Annotated in this window: 18 protein-coding genes and 1 pseudogene; 7 read left to right on the top strand and 12 right to left on the bottom strand. The window is 70.9% G+C overall.

Annotation, left to right across the window (positions count from 1 at the left end; genetic code table 11):
• Window positions 1-86: 86 nt before the first annotated feature.
• The 7 genes from ACW4TU_RS28795 to ACW4TU_RS28765 form a co-directional block, all read right to left on the bottom strand.
• Entirely contained in the window at window positions 87-1,118 is a 1,032-nt protein-coding gene (locus ACW4TU_RS28795; RefSeq protein ID WP_457417723.1) for a glycoside hydrolase family 6 protein, read from the bottom strand.
• A gap of 493 nt (window positions 1,119-1,611) precedes the next feature.
• Entirely contained in the window at window positions 1,612-2,283 is a 672-nt protein-coding gene (locus ACW4TU_RS28790) for a class F sortase (RefSeq protein WP_457417721.1), read from the bottom strand.
• Window positions 2,284-2,288: 5 nt separating this feature from the next.
• Entirely contained in the window at window positions 2,289-2,867 is a 579-nt protein-coding gene (locus tag ACW4TU_RS28785) for a hypothetical protein (RefSeq protein ID WP_457417719.1), read from the bottom strand.
• A 120-nt stretch (window positions 2,868-2,987) separates the two neighbouring features.
• A complete protein-coding gene (locus ACW4TU_RS28780; RefSeq protein WP_164313164.1) occupies window positions 2,988-3,767 on the bottom strand; it encodes an HAD-IIA family hydrolase in 780 nt (259 codons plus the stop codon).
• Between the two features lie 98 nt (window positions 3,768-3,865).
• Window positions 3,866-4,642: a hypothetical protein gene (locus tag ACW4TU_RS28775; protein WP_457417717.1), complete on the bottom strand. Its 777-nt coding sequence runs from the start codon at window positions 4,640-4,642 to the stop codon at window positions 3,866-3,868.
• Window positions 4,643-4,775: 133 nt separating this feature from the next.
• Window positions 4,776-5,201 (bottom strand): hypothetical protein, encoded by a 426-nt coding sequence (locus ACW4TU_RS28770; protein ID WP_457417715.1) that lies wholly within the window; start codon window positions 5,199-5,201, stop codon window positions 4,776-4,778.
• Between the two features lie 126 nt (window positions 5,202-5,327).
• The gene (locus ACW4TU_RS28765; RefSeq protein ID WP_457417713.1) at window positions 5,328-6,842 is read right to left on the bottom strand and encodes an ROK family transcriptional regulator; all 1,515 of its coding nucleotides are present in this window, start codon (window positions 6,840-6,842) and stop codon (window positions 5,328-5,330) included.
• A gap of 199 nt (window positions 6,843-7,041) precedes the next feature.
• Here ACW4TU_RS28765 and ACW4TU_RS28760 point away from each other — a divergent pair, with 199 nt between their 5' ends.
• The 4 genes from ACW4TU_RS28760 to ACW4TU_RS28745 all read left to right on the top strand — a co-directional run bounded on the left by ACW4TU_RS28760 (window position 7,042) and on the right by ACW4TU_RS28745 (window position 11,334).
• The gene (locus tag ACW4TU_RS28760; RefSeq protein WP_457430359.1) at window positions 7,042-8,124 is read left to right on the top strand and encodes a Gfo/Idh/MocA family oxidoreductase; all 1,083 of its coding nucleotides are present in this window, start codon (window positions 7,042-7,044) and stop codon (window positions 8,122-8,124) included.
• On the top strand, window positions 8,121-8,654 hold the full coding sequence (locus ACW4TU_RS28755) for a heme-degrading domain-containing protein (RefSeq protein WP_457417711.1): 534 nt from the start codon (window positions 8,121-8,123) through the stop codon (window positions 8,652-8,654). The genes ACW4TU_RS28760 and ACW4TU_RS28755 overlap by 4 nt, the downstream gene beginning before the upstream one ends.
• Before the next feature lie 93 nt (window positions 8,655-8,747).
• The gene (locus ACW4TU_RS28750) at window positions 8,748-9,638 is read left to right on the top strand and encodes an LLM class F420-dependent oxidoreductase (RefSeq protein ID WP_457417709.1); all 891 of its coding nucleotides are present in this window, start codon (window positions 8,748-8,750) and stop codon (window positions 9,636-9,638) included.
• A 100-nt stretch (window positions 9,639-9,738) separates the two neighbouring features.
• On the top strand, window positions 9,739-11,334 hold the full coding sequence (locus ACW4TU_RS28745) for a condensation domain-containing protein (protein WP_457417707.1): 1,596 nt from the start codon (window positions 9,739-9,741) through the stop codon (window positions 11,332-11,334).
• Here the strand turns inward: ACW4TU_RS28745 and ACW4TU_RS28740 are convergent.
• The 4 genes from ACW4TU_RS28740 to ACW4TU_RS28725 all read right to left on the bottom strand — a co-directional run bounded on the left by ACW4TU_RS28740 (window position 11,321) and on the right by ACW4TU_RS28725 (window position 14,414).
• Window positions 11,321-12,178 carry a fumarylacetoacetate hydrolase family protein gene (locus tag ACW4TU_RS28740; RefSeq protein WP_457417705.1) on the bottom strand — a complete coding sequence of 286 codons (858 nt, stop codon included), beginning with the start codon at window positions 12,176-12,178 and terminating at the stop codon, window positions 11,321-11,323. The genes ACW4TU_RS28745 and ACW4TU_RS28740 overlap by 14 nt on opposite strands.
• A 111-nt stretch (window positions 12,179-12,289) precedes the next feature.
• Window positions 12,290-13,066, bottom strand: coding sequence for a YidC/Oxa1 family membrane protein insertase (locus ACW4TU_RS28735; RefSeq protein ID WP_457430358.1), 777 nt, complete (start codon window positions 13,064-13,066; stop codon window positions 12,290-12,292).
• A gap of 117 nt (window positions 13,067-13,183) precedes the next feature.
• Entirely contained in the window at window positions 13,184-13,507 is a 324-nt protein-coding gene (locus tag ACW4TU_RS28730; RefSeq protein WP_457417703.1) for a DUF6412 domain-containing protein, read from the bottom strand.
• A gap of 109 nt (window positions 13,508-13,616) precedes the next feature.
• Complete coding sequence (locus ACW4TU_RS28725) at window positions 13,617-14,414, bottom strand: class E sortase (protein WP_457417701.1); 798 nt, start codon at window positions 14,412-14,414, stop codon at window positions 13,617-13,619.
• Between the two features lie 221 nt (window positions 14,415-14,635).
• Between ACW4TU_RS28725 and ACW4TU_RS28720 the strand changes: the two genes are divergently transcribed.
• The 3 genes from ACW4TU_RS28720 (at window position 14,636) to ACW4TU_RS28710 (ending at window position 18,048) form a co-directional block, all read left to right on the top strand.
• Window positions 14,636-16,111, top strand: coding sequence for a glycoside hydrolase (locus ACW4TU_RS28720; RefSeq protein ID WP_457417699.1), 1,476 nt, complete (start codon window positions 14,636-14,638; stop codon window positions 16,109-16,111).
• Between the two features lie 183 nt (window positions 16,112-16,294).
• Window positions 16,295-17,314, top strand: coding sequence for a hypothetical protein (locus tag ACW4TU_RS28715; protein ID WP_457417697.1), 1,020 nt, complete (start codon window positions 16,295-16,297; stop codon window positions 17,312-17,314).
• 359 nt (window positions 17,315-17,673) lie between these two features.
• On the top strand, window positions 17,674-18,048 hold the full coding sequence (locus ACW4TU_RS28710) for a VOC family protein (RefSeq protein ID WP_457417695.1): 375 nt from the start codon (window positions 17,674-17,676) through the stop codon (window positions 18,046-18,048).
• A gap of 62 nt (window positions 18,049-18,110) precedes the next feature.
• Here ACW4TU_RS28710 and ACW4TU_RS28705 read toward each other — a convergent pair.
• Window positions 18,111-18,837: pseudogene (locus tag ACW4TU_RS28705) on the bottom strand (SDR family NAD(P)-dependent oxidoreductase).
• Between the last annotated feature and the right edge of the window lie 119 nt (window positions 18,838-18,956).

Here is an 18,956-nt window from a genome sequence, read left to right as displayed (position 1 = left end):
GCTCTGACATGTGCGGCTCCGCCGCGTGGGCGCGGCCAGCCACCCACGGCCCGCAGCCGACAACGCGCAGCCCCCCACCCCCGTAGTCACTTACTCGCCTTCGCCAGCTTCAACGCATACGAGGCCCACCACTGCCCGGCCTTGGGCCCGCCCTTGCACTCGCCGTCGGACTCCCCCGGTCGCTTGACCCACAGATACGCGTCAACGAGCGGATCAGCCGTCTTCACGGTCGGAGCCTCCCCGAGCGCCCTCCCGGGAGGGTTGCACCAGTTCTCGTCCGTCTCGCCCCCGGTATAGGGCCCGTTCCCGTTGCGGGACGTGTCCACCACGAAGTGTTTTCCGCCCACCTTCGCCGACAGCTCCTTGCCATAGGCAATGGACTCGGCCGTCGAGTAGAAGTTGGACACGTTGACGGAGAACCCGTCCGCCTTGTCGATGCCCGCCCACTTGAGGGGCTCGAAGATCTGGTCGGGATGTGTCCATCCCGCGTTCCCCGCGTCCAGGTACACCTTCGTGTTCTTCAGCGCCGACAGCGTGCCGATCGCGCCGCTCAGCAGGTCGTACCGCTCCTCGTGGAACTCGTCCTGGGTGCAGCCGTCCACCAGGTGGAGGATCGCGTCCGGTTCCAGGATCACCGTGGCGGCGCGGTCGCCGATGCCCTTGGCGACGCCGTCGATCCAGGCGCGGTAGCTGTCGCCGTCGGCGGCGCCTCCGCTGGAGTACTGGCCGCAGTCGCGGTGCGGGATGTTGTAGAGGACGAGAAGGGCGGAGCGGTCCGCCTTCTGCGCGGCCTCCGTGAAGCCGCGGGCCTCCGCCTCCGGGTTCTCCGGGCTGATCCACTCGCCGGTCGGCTGCTCGGCGATCTTCCGGATCTGCTCGGCGTCGGTGGTCTTGTCGTCCTTGACGTATGCGGCGACCTGTTCCGCGGCGTTGCCGTCCGGGTTCACCCAGAACGGGTTGGTCCCCTTGGGCTGCTGGGTGATCCGGGCTTCCGCCTCCTTGCCCGGCTCGTCGCCGTCCCCCTTGTCGGAGGACCCGGAACAACCGGTGAACAGCAGTGCCGCCCCCAGCACCGCCACGGACGCCCGCCCCCAGGTCGCCCCCCTACTGCCGAACATCGAACTCCCCCTCGAATGCACTGTCCTGGTCCCCCCTGGATGCAGTGTCGTAAGCCTCAATCCTGACATAGGTGGCCGAGCACCCACGAGGTCGCCAGTGCCTTGTCGGTTACCTGTTACAGCGTGTTCGGCCGGGGTAGACGAGGGCCTGGCAGTCGTGACGCCGGGTGTGAACCGCGACAGTGGAGCAGCTCGTAGAACTATCTACTACCTGCGTGGATAACACAGAGCCACCGGACCGGGACTTCACGTCAACTGCCTCTAGGCCTGGGCGCTCATCCGTTCTACAGTCGTCTCAGACGGCCCCAGCCCTCGGCCAACAGTTCACCGTCCGCGTTTTTCAGGGACGGGTACCGACCTCCCGCGCCGGTCGCCGGGTTACTCCCGCAACCCGTGCGCCCGCGGTCGAGGACCCGCCCGGTCGACGGCTCTGGGGGGAGCGATTCGTCGACCGGGCAGGTTGGGGCCGGGGGGACGTGGCGGGCGGACGAGCTCAGACGGCTGTGCCCGTCAGATACGCCGACACGATCACGTTCGCCGTGTAGGTGCGGGAAGCCCGGTCGAACGTACCACCGCAGGTGATGAGCCGGAGTTCCGCGCGGCCCGACTGTCGTGTGCCGTAGGCCTGTTGGGCGTCGAAGCGGTCGCGGGGCAGGACCCGGACGTCATCGACGGTGAACTCGGCGACCTTGCCGTCGGCGCGGGTGACGCGGATCGTCGCGCCCGGCCGCAAGGTGCTGACCTTGTAGAAGACGGCCGGCCGGGTCTTGGTGTCGACGTGCCCGACGAGCAGCGCGGTGCCGGCGGCGCCGGGCCGGGTGCCGGACCCGTACCAGCCCACGACGCCCGCCTGGTCGAAGGGCGGCGGGTCGATCGCGCCGCGCCGGTCGAGCCCGCGGGCCACCACCGGGGCCTGCACGCCCAGTTCGGGTATGTCCACGCGTTGCGGCAGGGCGCCGCTCAACGGCTCGTGCGCGGGCGGGAGTTCGGGGTCAGGGGGGCGGCCGACCGCGGCGATGTCGCCGGTGGTCGGTGCGGATACGCCCTGGCGTACGTCGGTCATCTCGCGGCCCCACAGCCACAGCCCGAGGAGCAGCAGCGCCCAGGCCACGCCCATGGTCAGGCGTCCGCTGCCGGGGGGTCGTTCGCGGTCGTCGTCGGACATGGCGGCTAGTCCCTCCCACGGTCCCGGCGGATCCCGCGCACCGCGACGACGATCGCCGCCACACCCGCGAGAACGAGACCGACCACCGTCTGCCCGGTGCCGGGGCCGGCGCCCCGGGCCTCGGCTGCGGCCACTTCCTCCGCCGCACCGCCACCACCGGCGGGCACAGGCGCGACGGGCGAGGCGGCCGGACGGGAGGGCGCGGCGGACGACGGCTTGCCGGCCCCTTCGTCCGCCCCCTTCGCGGTCACGGCGATCACGCCCCTGACCTTGCCCTCCTGCCCGCCGCACCCGACCGTGACGTCGTACGTGCCCGGCGAGAGCGAGGAGCGGACGCGGGACCCGCCGACGAGCGCCCCGTCCTCCCCCTGCGCCGCGAGCAGCACATCGGCGACGAAGGCCTCCGACTTCGCGGTGCCCGTCTTCCCCGTACAGCCGCGCACGACCAGCCGTAGGTCGCTGCCGGGCACCGGGGACGACGGGGTCACCGAGATGCCCCCGCCGGCGGCGAACGCCACGGGTGCGGGGATGAGCGCGGCGGCGACCGCGGCACCGGCACAGAGAGTGAGTCTCATGGAACCCATCGTGAACCTCCAGACACCTGGAGACTCCTCCTCCGGGCCCCGGTCCGCATCTCCGGAGCGGGTACGGCTGCTCCGTACGGGTTGCGAGTGGTTTGGAGGCGTACCCGAAGCGGGGCCGGCTCAGACGCGGTCGACGAGGTCCGCGATGGAGTTGACGATCTTGGACGGGCGGTACGGGAAGTTCTCGACCTGGTCGGGGCCGGTCAGGCCGGTGAGCACCAGGAAGGTCTGCATCCCGGCCTCGATGCCCGCCAGGACGTCGGTGTCCATGCGGTCGCCGATCATCGCGCTGGTCTCGGAATGGGCGCCGATCGCGTTCAGCCCGGTCCGCATCATCAGGGGGTTGGGCTTGCCCGCGAAGTACGGCTTCCGGCCGGTCGCCTTGGTGATCAGCGCGGCCACCGCGCCGGTCGCGGGCAGCGGGCCCTCGGTGGAGGGGCCGGTCTCGTCCGGGTTGGTGGCGATGAAACGGGCGCCGCCCTCGATCAGGCGTACGGCCTTGGTCATGGCCTCGAAGGAGTACGTACGGGTCTCGCCGAGCACCACGTAGTCGGGCTCGTGGTCGGTGAGGATGTACCCGATGTCGTGCAGCGCGGTGGTCAGGCCGGCCTCGCCGATGACATAGGCGGTCCCGCCGGGGCGCTGGTCGTCGAGGAACTTGGCGGTGGCGAGCGCCGACGTCCAGATGTTGTCGACGGGCACCTCCAGGCCCATCCGGCGCAGGCGGGCGTGCAGGTCGCGCGGGGTGTAGATCGAGTTGTTGGTGAGCACCAGGAAGGGCTTGCCCGACTCGCGCAGCTTCTTGAGGAAGGCATCGGCGCCGGGGATCGGCACGCCCTCGTGAATGAGCACACCGTCCATGTCGGTGAGCCACGAGTCGATGGGCTTGCGGTCTGCCATGTCCGGTCTCCTGCTCCTGCACTGCGTTGCCGTACACGCGTACGAGATGCCGCGTGTGCCCAGCCTGTCACAGCCCGGATCTTGGGGGAATGGCCGGTTTATGTCCGCCCCAGGGGTCGGACCCGGGCGAGCAGCATCATTCCGCCGCCGGTCAGCACGAGAGCGAGGGAGATGCCCGCGAGGCGGAGAGCGGTGTCGTGACGACCGGTGCCGGCGAGCTCGCCGAGGCGCGGCGGCAGACCATCTCGTACGCCGGGTACGGGACGGGCCGACGACGCCGGGTGGGCGGCGGAGGAGGCGGGAGTGGGCGCGGGGGCGGGGGCGACGACGTGGAAGCGGTAGTCGTTGGACTGGCCGACCCAGTCGCCGTCGCCGGCGTGCCGCTGGACCACGGCGGCGTTGGCGACGACGTCGTTGGCCACCGCTCCGGCGCCGATCGCGAGCCTCACCCGCACGGAGACGGTCTGCCCGGGCCCGACGGTGAACCCGGGGAACCCGTCGCCGTCGAACACGCCGATGGTCTCGTCGGCGTCGGTGGCCTCGAACCGCACGGGGTGGGCGCGGGGGTGGTGCCCGTCGTAGAACTCCAGGCGCGGCTGAGCCGTCGTCAGGGCACGGCGTTCGTCGACGAGTACGAGGACAGGGTGGATGTCCGTGCAGGTGCGGGCGGTGTTGTTGGTGAGGTCGAGGCGCCAGGTCCGGTGCTCACCACCGGCTTCGTAGGCGGCGGGCCCGCCGTGGATGCGGGTGGTGAGGGGGAAGGCTCGGTCGGTGGGGGTGGTGGCGCAGGTGGCCGCGGGGGCCGAGGCGGCCTGGGCTCCCGGTGCGGCGAGGAGAGTGGCGGCGGTCATGGTCGCGGCGAGGGTCGTGGTCACGCAGGTACACAGTCGCATGAACACATGACCATGCCGGGGCGGTCGGGTAGGCGGGCGGCACCGCTCCGGGGTCTGCGGGGCTACGCCCCGAACGGGCTCGCGAATGCGCCCGATCGGCGGATGCGGCGGTGGTTCACACCTTTTCGTCGGCGTGGGTGAGGTGGCCGTCGGTGAGGTGCCAGTAGTGGACGTGGGAGGTCTGGCGCCACGTCTCGGGGGCGGCGAGGCCCTGCGTGATCCAGGCGTGGAGTTGCGGGAGGGCGGTTTCCTTCAGAAGGGCGCGGATGGCGGCGCGATCAGCCGCGTCCACCGGGTGGACGTCCACGGAGAAGCCGACGCTGTCCGGGTGGATGCCCCGGCCGTAGGTGCGGGACTCGGGGGCGAGCCACCTGGCTCCGAGCACGATCGTCCCGCTGCCGGGCCCGGTCAGGAAGTCCAAGTCCTTTACCTGATCGGCGAGTTCACCGAGGGACTCGTTGACGTCGGTGGTGGTCAGCGGCCAGGCCCGGTGCCGGGGAAGTCTGCGGGCGGGTCGCCGGCGCCGGCTGCGTGCGGTCATGGGCTGAAGGGTCGCAGGGGTGGGCGGCTGATCCCACGGAGTTTCCCGAGGCGAGGGAGTTGGCAGGGAGGTGGCGGGAGGCCGAAAGATGCCGAGGGAGTTGAACGGGCGGCGGTCCCGCCACCCCTACCCCTCGGCCCGTCCGAACAGCGGCGCGAGAAGCAGTTGGGCCGCGCCCTCGGCCACTCCGCGCGCCCCTCCGGGGGCGACCCGTACGGGCACCGCCCGCTCGGCGCCCGCACGCCGGGCGCGTGCGGCGAGAACGGTGGCGACGCCTCGTACGAACCGTTCCGGTTCCGCGGCGACGGTACGGCCGCCCAGCAGGACCCGGTCGATGTCCAGCAGCCCCACGAGGTTCGCGGCGCCGGCGCCGAGCACCCGGGCCGCCTCGTCCAGGTCGCCGCGGGCCACCGCACCGAGACACAGCGCCTCAATACAGCCACGGTCGCCGCAGCCGCACGGGGGTCCGTCCAACTGGATGACCTGGTGCCCGAACTCGCCCGCACCGGTCCGGGTCCCCCGGTGCAGCGCACCGCCGATCACCAGGCCGGCCCCGAGACCCGTACCGAGATGGAGGTAGGCGAAGGACCCGCCCTCACCCCCGACCGCCAGCCCGAGCGCGGCGGCGTTGGTGTCCTTGTCGACGGCGACCGGCACCCCGAGCCTCCGCACCAACGCGTCCCGCAAGGGAAACCCGTCCCACTCGGGAAACCCGGTGACGCGATGCAGCACACCCCGGGCGTGATCCAGCGGGCCGGGGAGGGCAACCCCGACGCCGAGCAGCACGCGCACTCCCGCCCCCGGCCCACCGGTCCCGTCATCCGCCCCGCCCTCCCAAGACCCGCCGCCGAGCAGCGCCTCACCCTTGCCGTGCCGCCCGGCAGGCACTGCCTCGGCCTCCCCGCACGACACCTCGCCCGCCGCCGACCCGCCGCCGAGCAGGTCTTCGCCCTCGGCTGGCCCCTCGTGGAGCAGCCCCTCGCCCCTCCCGGGCCACCCCGCAAGCAGCGCCCCGCTCGCCCCCGACCCCTCATCGAACGGCGCCTTGACCTCCTGCGGCCCCTCACCGAGCAGCACCTCGCTCGCCCCCCGCCCCTCACCGAGCAGCACTTCGCTCCTCCCGGGTCGCCCGCTCAGCAGCCCCTCGACTTCCCCCGACCTCCCGCCAAGCAACGCCTCGCCCCTCCCGGGCCCCCAGCCGAGCAGCGCCTCGACCTCGCCGGCCACCCCCTCGATCACCGCGTCCGCGCCCGCGCCCAGGTCCAGTGGGGCTCGGCGCTCGCCCACCACGGTTCCCATGAGGTCGACCAGCACCGCTCTCACCTCGTCCCGGTCCAGGTGAACGCCCACCGCGTGGCCCGCCTCCGGTACCAGGCGGAGTACCGTGCGCGGCTTGCCGCCCGTCGAGGCGCGGTGGCCCGCCTGGGCGGCGAGGCCCTCGGTGCGCAGGCGGGCGGTGATCTTGCTGACCGCCTGGGGGGTCAGACCGGTCCGCTCGGCCAGTTCGAGGCGGCTGATGCCCTCGGCGCCCGCCGTGCGCAGAAGGTCGAGGACGAGCGCGGCGTTGTGGCTGCGCAGGGCCGGCAGGTTCACCCCGGGGGCCGCGGCGGTGCCGTTGGCGGTGGCGTTCGTCCGGTTCACTCTTGTTCGCCTCACGATGTCCGTGCAGGTCATGCCGACTGACCTGCTTTCCTCCCGGAAACCCGGGGCGCCGGGGCCCGCGGCGAGATCCGCCCGCGTCGCAGCCCCCGGAATGATGCGGCACGGGAACCATTGTCCCCGGCGCTTGCACTTTGGCAACAGCGTTGCGAAAGTGGACGGCATGACTGGTACGACTGGAATGACCCGCACGTCCGGTGCCCCCCTCCGTCTCGGCCTCGTCGGTTTCGGCCTCGCGGGCTCCGTCTTCCACGCCCCGCTGATCGCCGCCACCGAGGGCCTCCTCCTCGACACGGTCGTCACGTCGAACCCCGAGCGGCAGACCCAGGCCCGCGCCGCGTATCCGGACGTACGGATCGCCGCCGGCCCGGACGAGCTGTTCGCCCGGGCCGACGAGCTGGACCTGGTCGTGATCGCGTCCCCGAACAAGACGCACGTCCCGCTGGCCACCGCCGCTCTCAAGGCCGGCCTGCCGGTCGTGGTGGACAAGCCGGTCGCGGGCACGGCGGCCGAGGCGCGTGACCTCGCCGCCCTCGCCGACCAGCAGGGACTGCTCCTCTCCGTCTTCCAGAACCGCCGCTGGGACCATGACTTCCGGACGCTCCGCAAGCTGATCGCCGAGGGCGAGCTGGGTGACGTATGGCGGTTCGAGTCCCGGTTCGAGCGGTGGCGGCCACAGACCAAGGGCGGCTGGCGCGAGTCCGGCGACCCGGCGGAGTTCGGCGGACTGCTGTACGACCTCGGCAGCCACGTCGTCGACCAGGCACTCGTCCTCTTCGGCCCCGTCGACTCCGTGTACGCCGAGACGGACATCCGCCGCCAGGGCGCCGAGGCCGACGACGACACGTTCATCGCGCTCACCCACACGAGCGGTGTCCGCACCCACCTGTACGTCTCCGCGACCACCGCCCAACTCGGCCCGCGCTTCCGCGTGTTGGGCTCGCGAGCCGGGTACGTGAAGTACGGCCTCGATCCACAGGAGGACGCCCTGAAGGCGGGCGGGCGCCCGGGGGACGCCGGCTGGGGGCTCGAACCCGAGAGCATGTGGGGGCGGGTCGGGGCCGGAGAGTCCCCGCTCACGGGTGGCGGGCGGCCGGAGCCGACACTGCCCGGCTCGTACGAGAAGTACTACTCTGCGATCGCCGCGACCCTGCGCGACGGCGGCCCCAACCCGGTGACCGCGCAGGAGGCGGCAGCCGCGCTCGACGTGCTCGAAGCGGCCCGGCGTTCCGCGAACGAGAAGGTGACGGTGACCCTGCGATGACCAGTCAGAGGACCGGCGGCCACAAGGCGGGCGGACAGCCCTCCCTCGGGCCGCGCATCGCGCCCGAACTCACCCCGAGCGTCGAGGAACTCGAAGCACAGCAACGGCACCTGGTGTTCCCGCAGTTCTCGTACGAGGACGCGTGGGCGCTGGGTTCGCTGCTGGTGGAGCTGGCGCGGGAACGGCAGGCGCCGGTGGCCGTCGACATCCACCGGGCCGGCCAGCAGCTCTTCCACGCCGCCCTGCCCGGCTCGACCCCCGACAACGACGCCTGGATCGACCGCAAGCGCCGGGTGGTGGAGCGTTACGGCGCCCCCTCCTACCTTGTGGGCGCCCGCTTCCGCGCCAAGGGCACGACGTTCGAGGACGACTCGCGCCTCGACCCCGACACGTACGCGGCCCACGGCGGCTCGTTCCCGATCACCGTCGAGGGCGTCGGCGTGATCGGATCGGTGACGGTGTCGGGGCTGCCGCAACTCCAGGACCACCGCATGGTCGTAGAGGCGCTGGAGATCTTCCTCAAGGCATGACGCCCCTCAACATGTGACGGGAATTATCCCGAGGGACCCTCCGTTTCAGTGAGCCACGGCACGGCATCCGGACTCGGAGGGAACGCAGAACCGATGAACCAGGTCAGCGCGTCACAGGTCGGCTCGCTGAAGGAAACCGTCGGACGGTACGGCATCTGGAGTTCCGGGCTGCGTTCGGAGGACCCCGAGGGAAGCACCGAGCGCGCCGAGGCCGCCGCCGAGCTGGAGGAACTGGGCTTCCGCGCCCTCTGGTTGGGCGGCAGCCCGGGCGTACGGCACGCGGTGCCGCTCGTCGAGGCGACCTCGCGGCTCGTCGTGGCGACCGGCATCCAGAGCATCTGGCAGTACGACGCCACCGAAACGGCGTCCGGTATCGCGGAGTTGGAGGCGACCCACCCCGGCCGCTTCCTGCTCGGCCTCGGGGTGAGCCACGCCGGGATGGCGGACCGGTACCGCCGCCCGTACGCCTCGATGGTCGAGTACCTCGACACCCTGGACGCGGCCGGACAGCCCGCCGAACGCCGGGTGCTGGCCGCGCTCGGCCCGAAGATGCTGGAGCTCTCGCGGGACCGCGCCGCCGGCTCGCACCCGTACCTCGTGACTCCCGAGCACACCGCGCAGGCCCGTGCAGCGCTGGGTGAATCCCCGCTGCTGGCACCGGAGTTGAAGGTCGTACTGGACACGGACCCGGACCGGGCCCGGACGACCGCCCGTGGCACCCTCGCCATGTATCTGACCCTGCCGAACTACACGAACCACTTCCTGCGCATCGGCTTCACCGAGGACGACATCGCGGACGGCGGCAGCGACCGTCTCGTCGACGCGGTGTTCGCCTGGGGCAGCGAGGACCGGATCCGTGAGCGGATCGACGCCTTCCACACGGCGGGCGCCGACCATGTCACCCTCCAGGTCATCGAGGACCAGCCCAGGGGCACACTCCCCCGCGACGGCTGGCGCCGGCTGGCCGCCCTGCTGAAGCCCTGAAGGGGTAGCGTTTCCTCCGGATGCATCCGGTCGTTTGTCTGCACGTGCCATCGGGCGAGATCCAGGAGCCCGGTGACACGCATGCGAACGGAGAAGTCCCGTGCGATTGACCGATATCCACCGTTGCGAGATCCGGCCCGGACACCTCGTGACCTGGACCCTGCATCCGACGACCGTCGAAAACGTCGCCGAACTGCCGGAGGACACCCGCCCACCCGCGTACGTACAGGAGGCCCACGTCCGCACCGCGCGAACGGTGCGTGAGGACGGCCTGTTCGTGCCGACGTGGCTCGGTACGGCCTTCGACATCCCCGGGCGGGTCGATCTCGACGTCCTCCAGGGCGCGTTGCGGGCCTGGACGCTGCGGCACGAGACGCTGCGCAGCGGTTTCCGCTGGGTGGAGGGTCCGCCCGGGTCTCCCGACAGCTCTCCCGACAACAGCAGTGCCGACGACGAGCTGCGGCGTTTCACGCTCGCCGCCGAGGACGTCGTCCTGCACCGCGAGGATGTCGGTGACTTCCGGGACGGGGCGGTGCTGTCGCGCTATCTGCAGGATCGGTTCGACATCGCGGCGGACGCGCTGACCTGGCCGAACTTCATCTACAGCGCGGTCGTCCGGGACACCGGCACCAGCGTCTACCTGGCGTTCGACCACACCAACGTCGACTCGTACTCGATCTTCCGCATCCCCCACGAGATCCACCAGCTCTACACGGCCGCCCTCGACGGCAGGACGGTGGACACGGCGCCGGTCGCGAGTTACGTCGACTTCTGCGCGAGCGAGCGTACGCACGCCGACGGCATCGACGAGACGCACTCGATCGTCGCCGACTGGCGGAAGTTCATCGCCCGGTGCGACGGCAGGCTGCCGAACTTCCCCGTCGACCTCGGCCTCGACCCCGAAGGGCCGCTCCCCACCCAGAAGTTGATGCGGGAGTGGCTCACGGACGACGCGGACGCGGCGGCCTTCGAGGCGTACTGCCGTCCGTACGGCGGCAGCATGACCGGCATCCTGGCGGCCACCGCCCTCATCGTGCGGGAGATCAGCGGCCAGCAGGTGTACCGAACCGTCGTGCCCTTCCACACCCGGGCCAGGTCGGAGTGGTCGGACTCGGTGGGCTGGTACGTGGGCGGCGCGCCGATCGAGATCCCGGTGGGCCAGGTGTCGGACTTCGACGGCGCGCTCGACCTGGTCCGCACCGCGCTGCGCGCCAAGCGGCCCCTGTCGAGGATGCCCATCGCCCGGGTGCTGAAGCTCCTGGGCTCCGACTTCCGGCCCACCTCACCGGACCTGTACTCGATCGTCTCGTTCGTCGACACCCGGGGTATCGCGGGCTCGGAGAGGTGGGACGACCTGAAGGCGTACGGGCTGATCCGGGTGTCGTACGGCGACCAGGTGTGCGCCTGGATCACCCGTCTCCACGAGGGCCTCCAGTTCGCGGCCCGCTATCCGGACACGGACATCGCGTCGAAGAACATGCGGCTGTACGTGGCCAGGCTGCGGGAGCTGATCGCCTCGGTGGCGCGGGACGCGCCCGCCGACAGGGGCGCCCTGAGGGGCGCGGGGCTGATCCCGTCTACGGCTGCGCCGCGATGGGGGTCCCCCCGCTCGAACGAAGCCGAGAGTGGGGGATCGACCAGCCCCCACGGGCCCGCAGCCACCGAACAACCCGTCAGAACCCTTACGCGTCCTTGAATTCCTGCCGCTGCCGCCCGAGCCCCTCGATCTCCAGCTCGACCACATCCCCGGCCCTGAGGAACGGCTTGGGCTCGGGCGCACCCAGCGCAACCCCCGCCGGCGTACCCGTGTTGATGACGTCACCCGGGTACAGGGTCATGAACTGGCTGACGTACCGAACGACTTCGGCGACCCCGAAGATCTGCTCGGCGGTCGTCCCGTCCTGCTTCGGCTCACCGTTCACCCACAACCGCAGCGCGAGCCCCTGCGGGTCGGGCACCTCGTCCGCGGTCACCAGCCAGGGCCCGAGCGGGTTGAACGTCTCGCAGTTCTTCCCCTTGTCCCAGGTGCCGCCCCGCTCCAGCTGGAACTCGCGCTCGGACACGTCGTGCGCGACCGCGTACCCGGCGACATGCGCGAGCGCCTCCTCGTGCGAGCCGAGGTAGCGGGCCGTACGTCCGATGACCACCGCGAGTTCCACCTCCCAGTCGGTCTTCGTCGACTCGCGCGGCACGAGCACCGTGTCGTACGGCCCGACGACCGTGTCCGCCGCCTTGAAGAAGATCACCGGCTCGGAGGGAGGCTCGGCGCCGGTCTCGCGGGCGTGGTCGTGGTAGTTGAGCCCGATGCACACGATCTTGCCGATGCCGGCCAGCGGCGGCCCGATCCGCAGCCCGGTCGCGTCCAGCGCGGGCAGCTCACCGGCGTCGGCGGCGGCCCGGATCCGGTCGAGCGCCGCGTCGTCGGCGAGCAGCGGTCCGTCGATGTCCGGGACGAGTCCCGACAGGTCCCGCAGGGTTCCCTCGGCGTCGAGCAGCGCGGGCCGCTCCGACCCCGCCGTACCGACTCGCAGCAGCTTCATGGTCGCTCTCTCCCTCGGTTACGTCCCCCGGTCACGCCCTGAGTCATCGGTCACCATTCATCGGAGGACTGGTCGATCGTCCAAGGTCGACGTCCGGTCCGCAATACCCGTTCACGTAGTGGACCGGGTGGGGGATCCCGTAGTGGAACCCGCGGCCCCCGGTGCGAGCTGCCAGCGGTACAGCACCGCCCGCTCGACGGCGCTCCAGGTCGTACTGGTGACCATGTAGAGCGCGGCGGCCAGCGGCATCACGGCCACGGAGAAGAGTGTGAGGAAGGACATGAAGGGTGCGAACTTCGCGGCGGACGCGAGCCCGGGCACCGCCTCACCACCGGCGGTGTTCGCCGCCATCGGGTTGGCCGCCATCACCAGCTTCATACGGCGGTAGTTGAAGGTGGCGACAGCGCCGACAAGGACGAACAGTCCGAGGTAGACGAGCCCGGCGGCCCCGAAGATCCCGTCTGCTCCGAGCGCGTCGGCCCACCGTTTACCGAGGGGCGCGGCGAAGAGCTGGTGGGTGAGGAGTCCGTTGGTCCGGCCGCCGATCTCCGGGTTGGAGAAGAGGTGGTAGAGCAGGAAGAACGCGGGGAGCTGGAACAGGCTCGGGAAGCATCCGGACAGCGGCGAGACCTTCTCCTCTGCATGCAGTGCCATGACGGCCTGCTGCATCTTCTTGGGGTCCTTCGCGTGCTGTTTCCGCAGCTCGGCGACCCTCGGCTGCAGCGCGGCGCGCGCCCGCTGGCCACGCGCCGCCGCACGGGACAGGGGGTGCACGAGGAGTCGTACGAACGCGGTGAACAGGATGATCGCGGCGGCGGCCGAGGAGGCGTGGAAGAGGGGCTGGAGCAGGTCGGCGAGCTGCTCGACCAGGCCCGCGAAGGCGGACAGGAAGGTGGACATGGGTGGGTGAGCCCTCCGAGGGGTCTCGTCGTGCCGGGGGTGAGGAGAGAGCGGCAGGACGACCCGCGCGGGGGCACGCTACAGAGGTTTGTGGTGCTGCGTGCCCTACGCGATGGTCGTCGGGAGGGCGAGCCCGGGGGCGCGGGGGCGGGTGCGGCCGCGGGCGTCGGGGTCCCGTTGCGGCAGGAAGGCCGTGCGACGGGCCCGGTCGCGGATGGCCGTACGGACCCGGGTGGGCGGCACGGCGGGCGCGCAGCGCGAGACGATGAGCGAGCAGGCGGCGAACGCGGAGCCGGCGGCGGCGGTCGCCGCGAGGGCGACGGCGGCGGAGAGGCTGCCCGCGTCGAGCAGCGCGACCTCGATGAGCAGCAGGAACAGCGCGGCGGCGGTACGCGGGGTCACCAGGACCGGACTCCAGCTACGGATCATGCCCACGCCCTCCTCTCGCACCTGTCTCACACCTGTCTCGCATCTGTCTCGCACGGCCCACTGCTTGGCCTGCCCTGCCGTTCGTTATACAGGATGCCTCGGTTTCGGTTCAGCGGGGCCGCATCGATGTGAGCTTGCCCCAGACGACCAGGCGGTAGCGGGACGTGTACTCCGGGGTGCAGGTGGTGAGGGTGAGGTAGTAGCCGGGGGCGCGGTAGCCGTAGGCGGGCCTGACGGTGGAGCGGGGGACGGCCCTGATCACGCCGTCGTCCCGGGCGGAGGTCTGCGGAAGCGCCCGGTCGACGGTGTACGAGTAGACCGCGTCGGCCGTCTCGACCTGGACGGCGTCCCCGCGCCGCAGCCGGTTGATGTACCGGAAGGGTTCGCCGTGGGTGTTGCGGTGCCCGGCGAGGGCGAAGTTCCCGGCCTGGCCCGGCTGTTGGGTGCCGGGGTAATGGCCGACGTACCCCTTGTTGAGTACGGCCGGCTTGCTGACGCCCTCGGCGACGGGAACGCGGAGACCGAGCCGGGGGATGCTGAGGATAGCGTACGCCTGGGACCAACTGGGCGTGGAGGAGCTGGAGTTGGTGAGACGGGTGCCGTTCCGGCGGGCGGTCCCGGGAGGATCGGAGGAGCCGGAGGAGCCGGAGCCGCGTTCCGGAATCGTCGGGTTCCCCGAACTGCCGCCGGGAATCGCGGAGTTGCCCCACTCCTTCTCCAGCGCCCGTACCTCCCGTCGCGCGCCCTGTTCGGCCTGGCGGTTGGTCCACCACAGCTGGTGGACGACGAGAAGCGCGAGGACGGTGCCGGCGGTGACGAGGAGTTCGCCGCAGCTCCACAGCGCACGGCGGCGGAGGGCGCGCCGGCGGAGTGTGCGGTGCCGTATCACCGGAGCCCGAGCCCGCATGCGTACGCCTCCTCCGCGCCCTCACATGGGTCGGCCGCACCATAGGCCAGACCTCGCGAAGTCACCAGGCCTGCCCCCGGCCCCGTCCGTCCCCTCCCTGTGAGCCCCCTTTGCCCAATGGTTTTAGAAAGCGCTGTCACAACTCTCGACAACCCCACGCACCACACCTGATGCTTCCTTCTGGCATGAACGGGGAAGGTCAGAATCCGGACGGAGAAGCCATGATCCGACGCAGATCTCTGCTGGCCGCGGCAGGAGGCACTGTCCTCGGCAGCGCCCTGGCGACGGGCACCGCACGGGCCGACGCGACCATCACCGTCAACCCCGCGACGAAGTACGGGACTTGGGAAGGCTGGGGCACCTCGCTCGCCTGGTGGGCGAATGTGTTCGGCGCCCGGGACGACTTCGCGGACCTCTTCTTCACCACCAAGTCGGTGACGTACAACGGGACGTCGCTGCCCGGCCTGGGCCTGAACATCGCCCGTTACAACCTCGGCGCGTCCAGCTGGAACAGCGTGGGCGGCACGACCATGACGGCGTCGGCGAACATCCCGGCGTACAAGCAGATCGAGGGCTACTGGCAGGACTGGAACAACGAGGACCCCACGTCCTCGGCCTGGAACTGGTCGGCGGACGCGAAGCAGCGGGCGATGCTGACGAAGGCGGTGGCGCGGGGCGCGACCACCGAACTGTTCGCCAACTCGCCGATGTGGTGGATGTGTTCGAACCACAACCCGTCGGGCGCCTCGGGCGGCGGCAACAACCTCCAGACCTGGAACTACCGCCAGCACGCCTCGCACCTGGCCGCCGTGGCCCTGTACGCCAAGAACAACTGGGGCGTGAACTTCGCGACGGTGGACCCGTTCAACGAACCCTCGGCGAGCTGGTGGACGGCCACCGGCACGCAGGAGGGCTGCCACATGGACGCGTCGGTCCAGGCCGCCGTACTCCCGTACATGAGAAGCGAGTTGGACACCCGGGGCCTGACAGGTGTCAAGATCTCGGCCTCGGACGAGACGAACTACGACGTGGCCCGCTCGACCTGGGCGGCCTTCGGATCGTCGACGAAGGCCCTGGTGAACCAGGTCAACGTGCACGGCTACCAGGGTTCCGGGGGCCGCCGCGACCTCCTCTACACGGACGTGGTGACGACGTCCGGCAAGAAACTGTGGAACTCGGAGACGGGCGACAAGGACGGGACCGGCCTGACCCTTGCGTCGAACCTCCTCTACGACTTCCGCTGGCTGCACCCCACGGCCTGGGTGTACTGGCAGGTCATGGACCCGACGGCGGGCTGGGCGATGATCGCCTACGACCCGAGCACCCTCCAGCCGACGACGGTCCAGACGAAGCACTACGTGATGGCGCAGTTCAGCCGCCACATCCGTCCCGGCATGACGATCCTCGACACGGGCGTCAGCTACGCGGTGGCGGCGTACGACGCGAGCGCGAAGCGCCTGGTGATCGTGGCCCTGAACACGTCCACGTCGGCCCAGACCCTGACCTTCAACCTCGGCAACTTCACCACGGTGACGGGCGGCTCGGGCGGTCTGGTCCCGCGCTGGAACACGGTGACGGGTGGCGGCGGCGACCTCTACACGGCCCGCTCGGACAGGTACCTGAGCGGCAAGACGGTGGCGGTGCCGTTCGCGGCGGGCGCGGTGCAGACGCTGCAGGTGGACGGGGTCACCATCTGAGTCGCCGAGGAGTGACCGGGTAGTCGGCGAGAAGCGGGCGAGGAGCCGGCCAAGGGCTACAGGTGAGTTTCCGGGGAGGGGAGGCACCGGGCCGGGATGCCTCCCGGTGGCTCCGCTCCTCCTCAAAGATCCCTCTCATGGCTGCCACTCTTCTTTGTCGGACGTCGGCAGTACGGTGATCTCATGCGCCCCGACACGCCTCAGGAAAACGTCGACCACATCGCCGAAGCGGCCCGCCTGGAGCGGACCGCCGGCCTCTACCCCGAGGACGCCGAACACCTGCTCGTGCAGGCCTCGGCCCACCTGGAACTGGCCGGCGACCGCCCCGCCGCGTCCGCCCTGTACGACCGCCTGCTGCAATCCCCCGGTTCCCTGGAGAACCCCCACCTCGTACGCGCCCTCAAGGCGTCGAACCTGTGGGAGTACGGCCACGAGGCGGAGGCCCGGGCGATCATCGACGGCGTCCGCGCGGCCGGCCCCCGCGACCCGGCGCCCTGGGTGATCGTCGCCGAGTCCCTGGAGTCGCACGACGAGTTGGAGGCGGCCCACGAGACGTTCACGGAGGCGGCCCGCCTGCTGATCTCGGACGCGCAGGAACCCCCGTACTCGACCCATCCGCTCCTCTACGGCCGCCACCGCGTACGCCGGATGCTGGGCGTCGCCCACGACGACTGGGACACCCTGGCCGACACGCTCCACTCGTCGCCGGTGTCGCTGGACGAGCTCCACGACCCCAAGCGGGTCTGGTCCCTCGGCTCGGACAACCCGGCGGAGCTGCAGGCGGAGATCTCCCGTCTACGGGCGGAGCTGGGCGCGTTCAGGGAGGCGCTGTCCCGCCCGTTCCCGGTGGCGGTACTGCACTGGCCGGCGGCGGAACTGGCGGAGCTGGTGGCCGCGTATCCCGACCTGGCGGACGAATACCCCTCGCACGAGGAACACCTCGCGACGATAGAGGCGTCCCTGCGGGAGCTGGCGGCTTCCGGCACGGCGAACCTGGGGATCGTCACGGGCACGGTGCCTTCCTACGAGGCGTTCGCGGCGTCGGAGGGGGCGTCGCCGGGGGCCGCCGACCTGTTGCCGCAGTATGCGACGACGTTGGCGGCCCGGGGGAAGGCCGCGGGGTGGCCTCCGCAGCGGGGGGCGGTCTGCTGGTGCGGGTCGGGGACCGCTTATGCCGGGTGCCACGGACGGGTGGCGGTGTAGGGGGCGAGGGTGAGAGGGCGCGGTCGGGTGGGGCGGCCCGGGGGCAACGGCTGCCGGGGAGGTCTCACCCGACGGTCGGGCTCTGTCCCGTGGTGAGCGCATGCGGGTCTTCGGCCTGCTTTCCACCCGTTGTACTGGTCGGCCGGATCAAGTAGCGTCACCGGCATGAACACCGGACCGGCGCTTCGACGCCACACACGGATCGGCTATCCGGTGGAGGTCTGATCCCACGGCGGGTGTGTAGAAGGCACCCGCTCGGTTCGGCATCCAGTTCGGCACGCGGACCTCCCAGTGGTGCTTGTGCACCACGAGTCCCTTTTCCGTGTCGGGCAATGCCGAACAACACTGAGGTCAGCCGTATGACAGTCACGTTCAACCACACCATCATCGCGTCCAAGGACCGCCACGAGTCGGCCCGCTTCTTCCGCGAACTGCTGGAATTGCCGGAAGCGCCTTCGTGGGGCCTGTTCACCAACATCCAGCTCCCCGACGGGGTGTTGCTGCAGTTCGCCGAGCCGCCGGTGGACATCCAGATGCAGCACTACGCGTTCCTGATCGACGACGAGCTGTTCGACCGGGCATACCAGCGGCTCTGTGACAACGGCGTCGAGCACTGGGCCGACCCCCAGATGCGACGCCCGGGCGAGACCAACACCGAACACGGCGGCCGGGGCGTGTACTTCAAGGACCCTGGCGGCCACGCGATCGAGTTGATCACTCGGCCGTACCTGTAGCCGTTCGTACCTGTAGCTGCCCGTACCTGTAGCCGTCCATGGGCCTTGCGAGGCCCGGGGGTTCACTCGACGGTCGGCCGGCCCGGTACGTCCGGCGCCTGCGGCCTCATCGCGTCCGAGACGGACTTGACTCCGCCGTGCGCGGTGAGGCCTCCGTCCACGGGGATCTCCACTCCGGTGATGAAGGAGGACGCGTCGGAGAGGAGGAAGACCACGAGGGGCGCGATGTCGTCGACGGTGCCACTGCGCCCGAGTGGCGTCTCCCGGAAGGCCGGGGTTGCGGCCGCGGTCATCTCCGTCTCGATGTAGCCGGGGTGCACCGTGTTCACGCGGATACCTCGCGGTTCCCCAACTCCGTTGCCGCGATCTTCGACACCCCGCGCAAGGCCCACTTACTGGCCGTGTAGGCCACCGGGTAATACGCGGTGAGCGCGGCGGACGAGCCGACGTTCACGATGGACGAGCCCGGTGGCATCAGGGGCGTGAGGTGCTGGATGCCGAGCAGCGGCCCGGTGGTGTTCACCGACTGCACGTACGCGAAGTCGTCCGGGCGCACTGTGCCCAGCCGGTCGCGCTGGATGACGCCGGCGTTGTTGACGAGGCCGTGATGCGCCCGTACGTGTCGCGGAGTTCGGCGGCGAGGGCGGCCCAGTCGGCCTCGTTGGAGACGTCCAGCTTCCGGCAGTCTGCAACTCCGCCCGGGTGTACGTCGGTTGCGACCACCGTGGCTCCGGCACGGGCCAGGGCCTTGGCTTCGGCAGCGCCCTGGCCTCGGGCGGCGCCGGTGATGACGACGACCTTGCCGGTGAGGGGCGGGGGTCGCCCGGGTGGTGGAGGGACAGGTCGCTTTGAGGGGTGCGCGTCCTGACGGTCAAAGTAGCCGCCGGCGGTAAGAGGGCGGCGGTTGA

Source organism: Streptomyces kryoterrae (assembly GCF_054072135.1).
The sequence above is the reverse complement of the archived record's forward strand: the minus strand, read 5'-3'. Positions and strand labels throughout refer to the sequence as shown.

Excerpts from the sequence above, each read along its gene's own strand:
- ACW4TU_RS28795 (WP_457417723.1), bottom strand. The coding sequence starts at position 1,118 with ATGTTCGGCAGTAGGGGGGCGACCTGGGGGCGGGCGTCCGTGGCGGTG.
- ACW4TU_RS28790 (WP_457417721.1), bottom strand. The coding sequence starts at position 2,283 with ATGTCCGACGACGACCGCGAACGACCCCCCGGCAGCGGACGCCTGACC.
- ACW4TU_RS28785 (WP_457417719.1), bottom strand. The coding sequence starts at position 2,867 with ATGGGTTCCATGAGACTCACTCTCTGTGCCGGTGCCGCGGTCGCCGCC.
- ACW4TU_RS28780 (WP_164313164.1), bottom strand. The coding sequence starts at position 3,767 with ATGGCAGACCGCAAGCCCATCGACTCGTGGCTCACCGACATGGACGGT.
- ACW4TU_RS28770 (WP_457417715.1), bottom strand. The coding sequence starts at position 5,201 with ATGACCGCACGCAGCCGGCGCCGGCGACCCGCCCGCAGACTTCCCCGG.
- ACW4TU_RS28760 (WP_457430359.1), top strand. The coding sequence starts at position 7,042 with ATGACCCGCACGTCCGGTGCCCCCCTCCGTCTCGGCCTCGTCGGTTTC.
- ACW4TU_RS28755 (WP_457417711.1), top strand. The coding sequence starts at position 8,121 with ATGACCAGTCAGAGGACCGGCGGCCACAAGGCGGGCGGACAGCCCTCC.
- ACW4TU_RS28750 (WP_457417709.1), top strand. The coding sequence starts at position 8,748 with ATGAACCAGGTCAGCGCGTCACAGGTCGGCTCGCTGAAGGAAACCGTC.
- ACW4TU_RS28740 (WP_457417705.1), bottom strand. The coding sequence starts at position 12,178 with ATGAAGCTGCTGCGAGTCGGTACGGCGGGGTCGGAGCGGCCCGCGCTG.
- ACW4TU_RS28730 (WP_457417703.1), bottom strand. The coding sequence starts at position 13,507 with ATGATCCGTAGCTGGAGTCCGGTCCTGGTGACCCCGCGTACCGCCGCC.
- ACW4TU_RS28725 (WP_457417701.1), bottom strand. The coding sequence starts at position 14,414 with ATGCGGGCTCGGGCTCCGGTGATACGGCACCGCACACTCCGCCGGCGC.
- ACW4TU_RS28720 (WP_457417699.1), top strand. The coding sequence starts at position 14,636 with ATGATCCGACGCAGATCTCTGCTGGCCGCGGCAGGAGGCACTGTCCTC.
- ACW4TU_RS28715 (WP_457417697.1), top strand. The coding sequence starts at position 16,295 with ATGCGCCCCGACACGCCTCAGGAAAACGTCGACCACATCGCCGAAGCG.
- ACW4TU_RS28710 (WP_457417695.1), top strand. The coding sequence starts at position 17,674 with ATGACAGTCACGTTCAACCACACCATCATCGCGTCCAAGGACCGCCAC.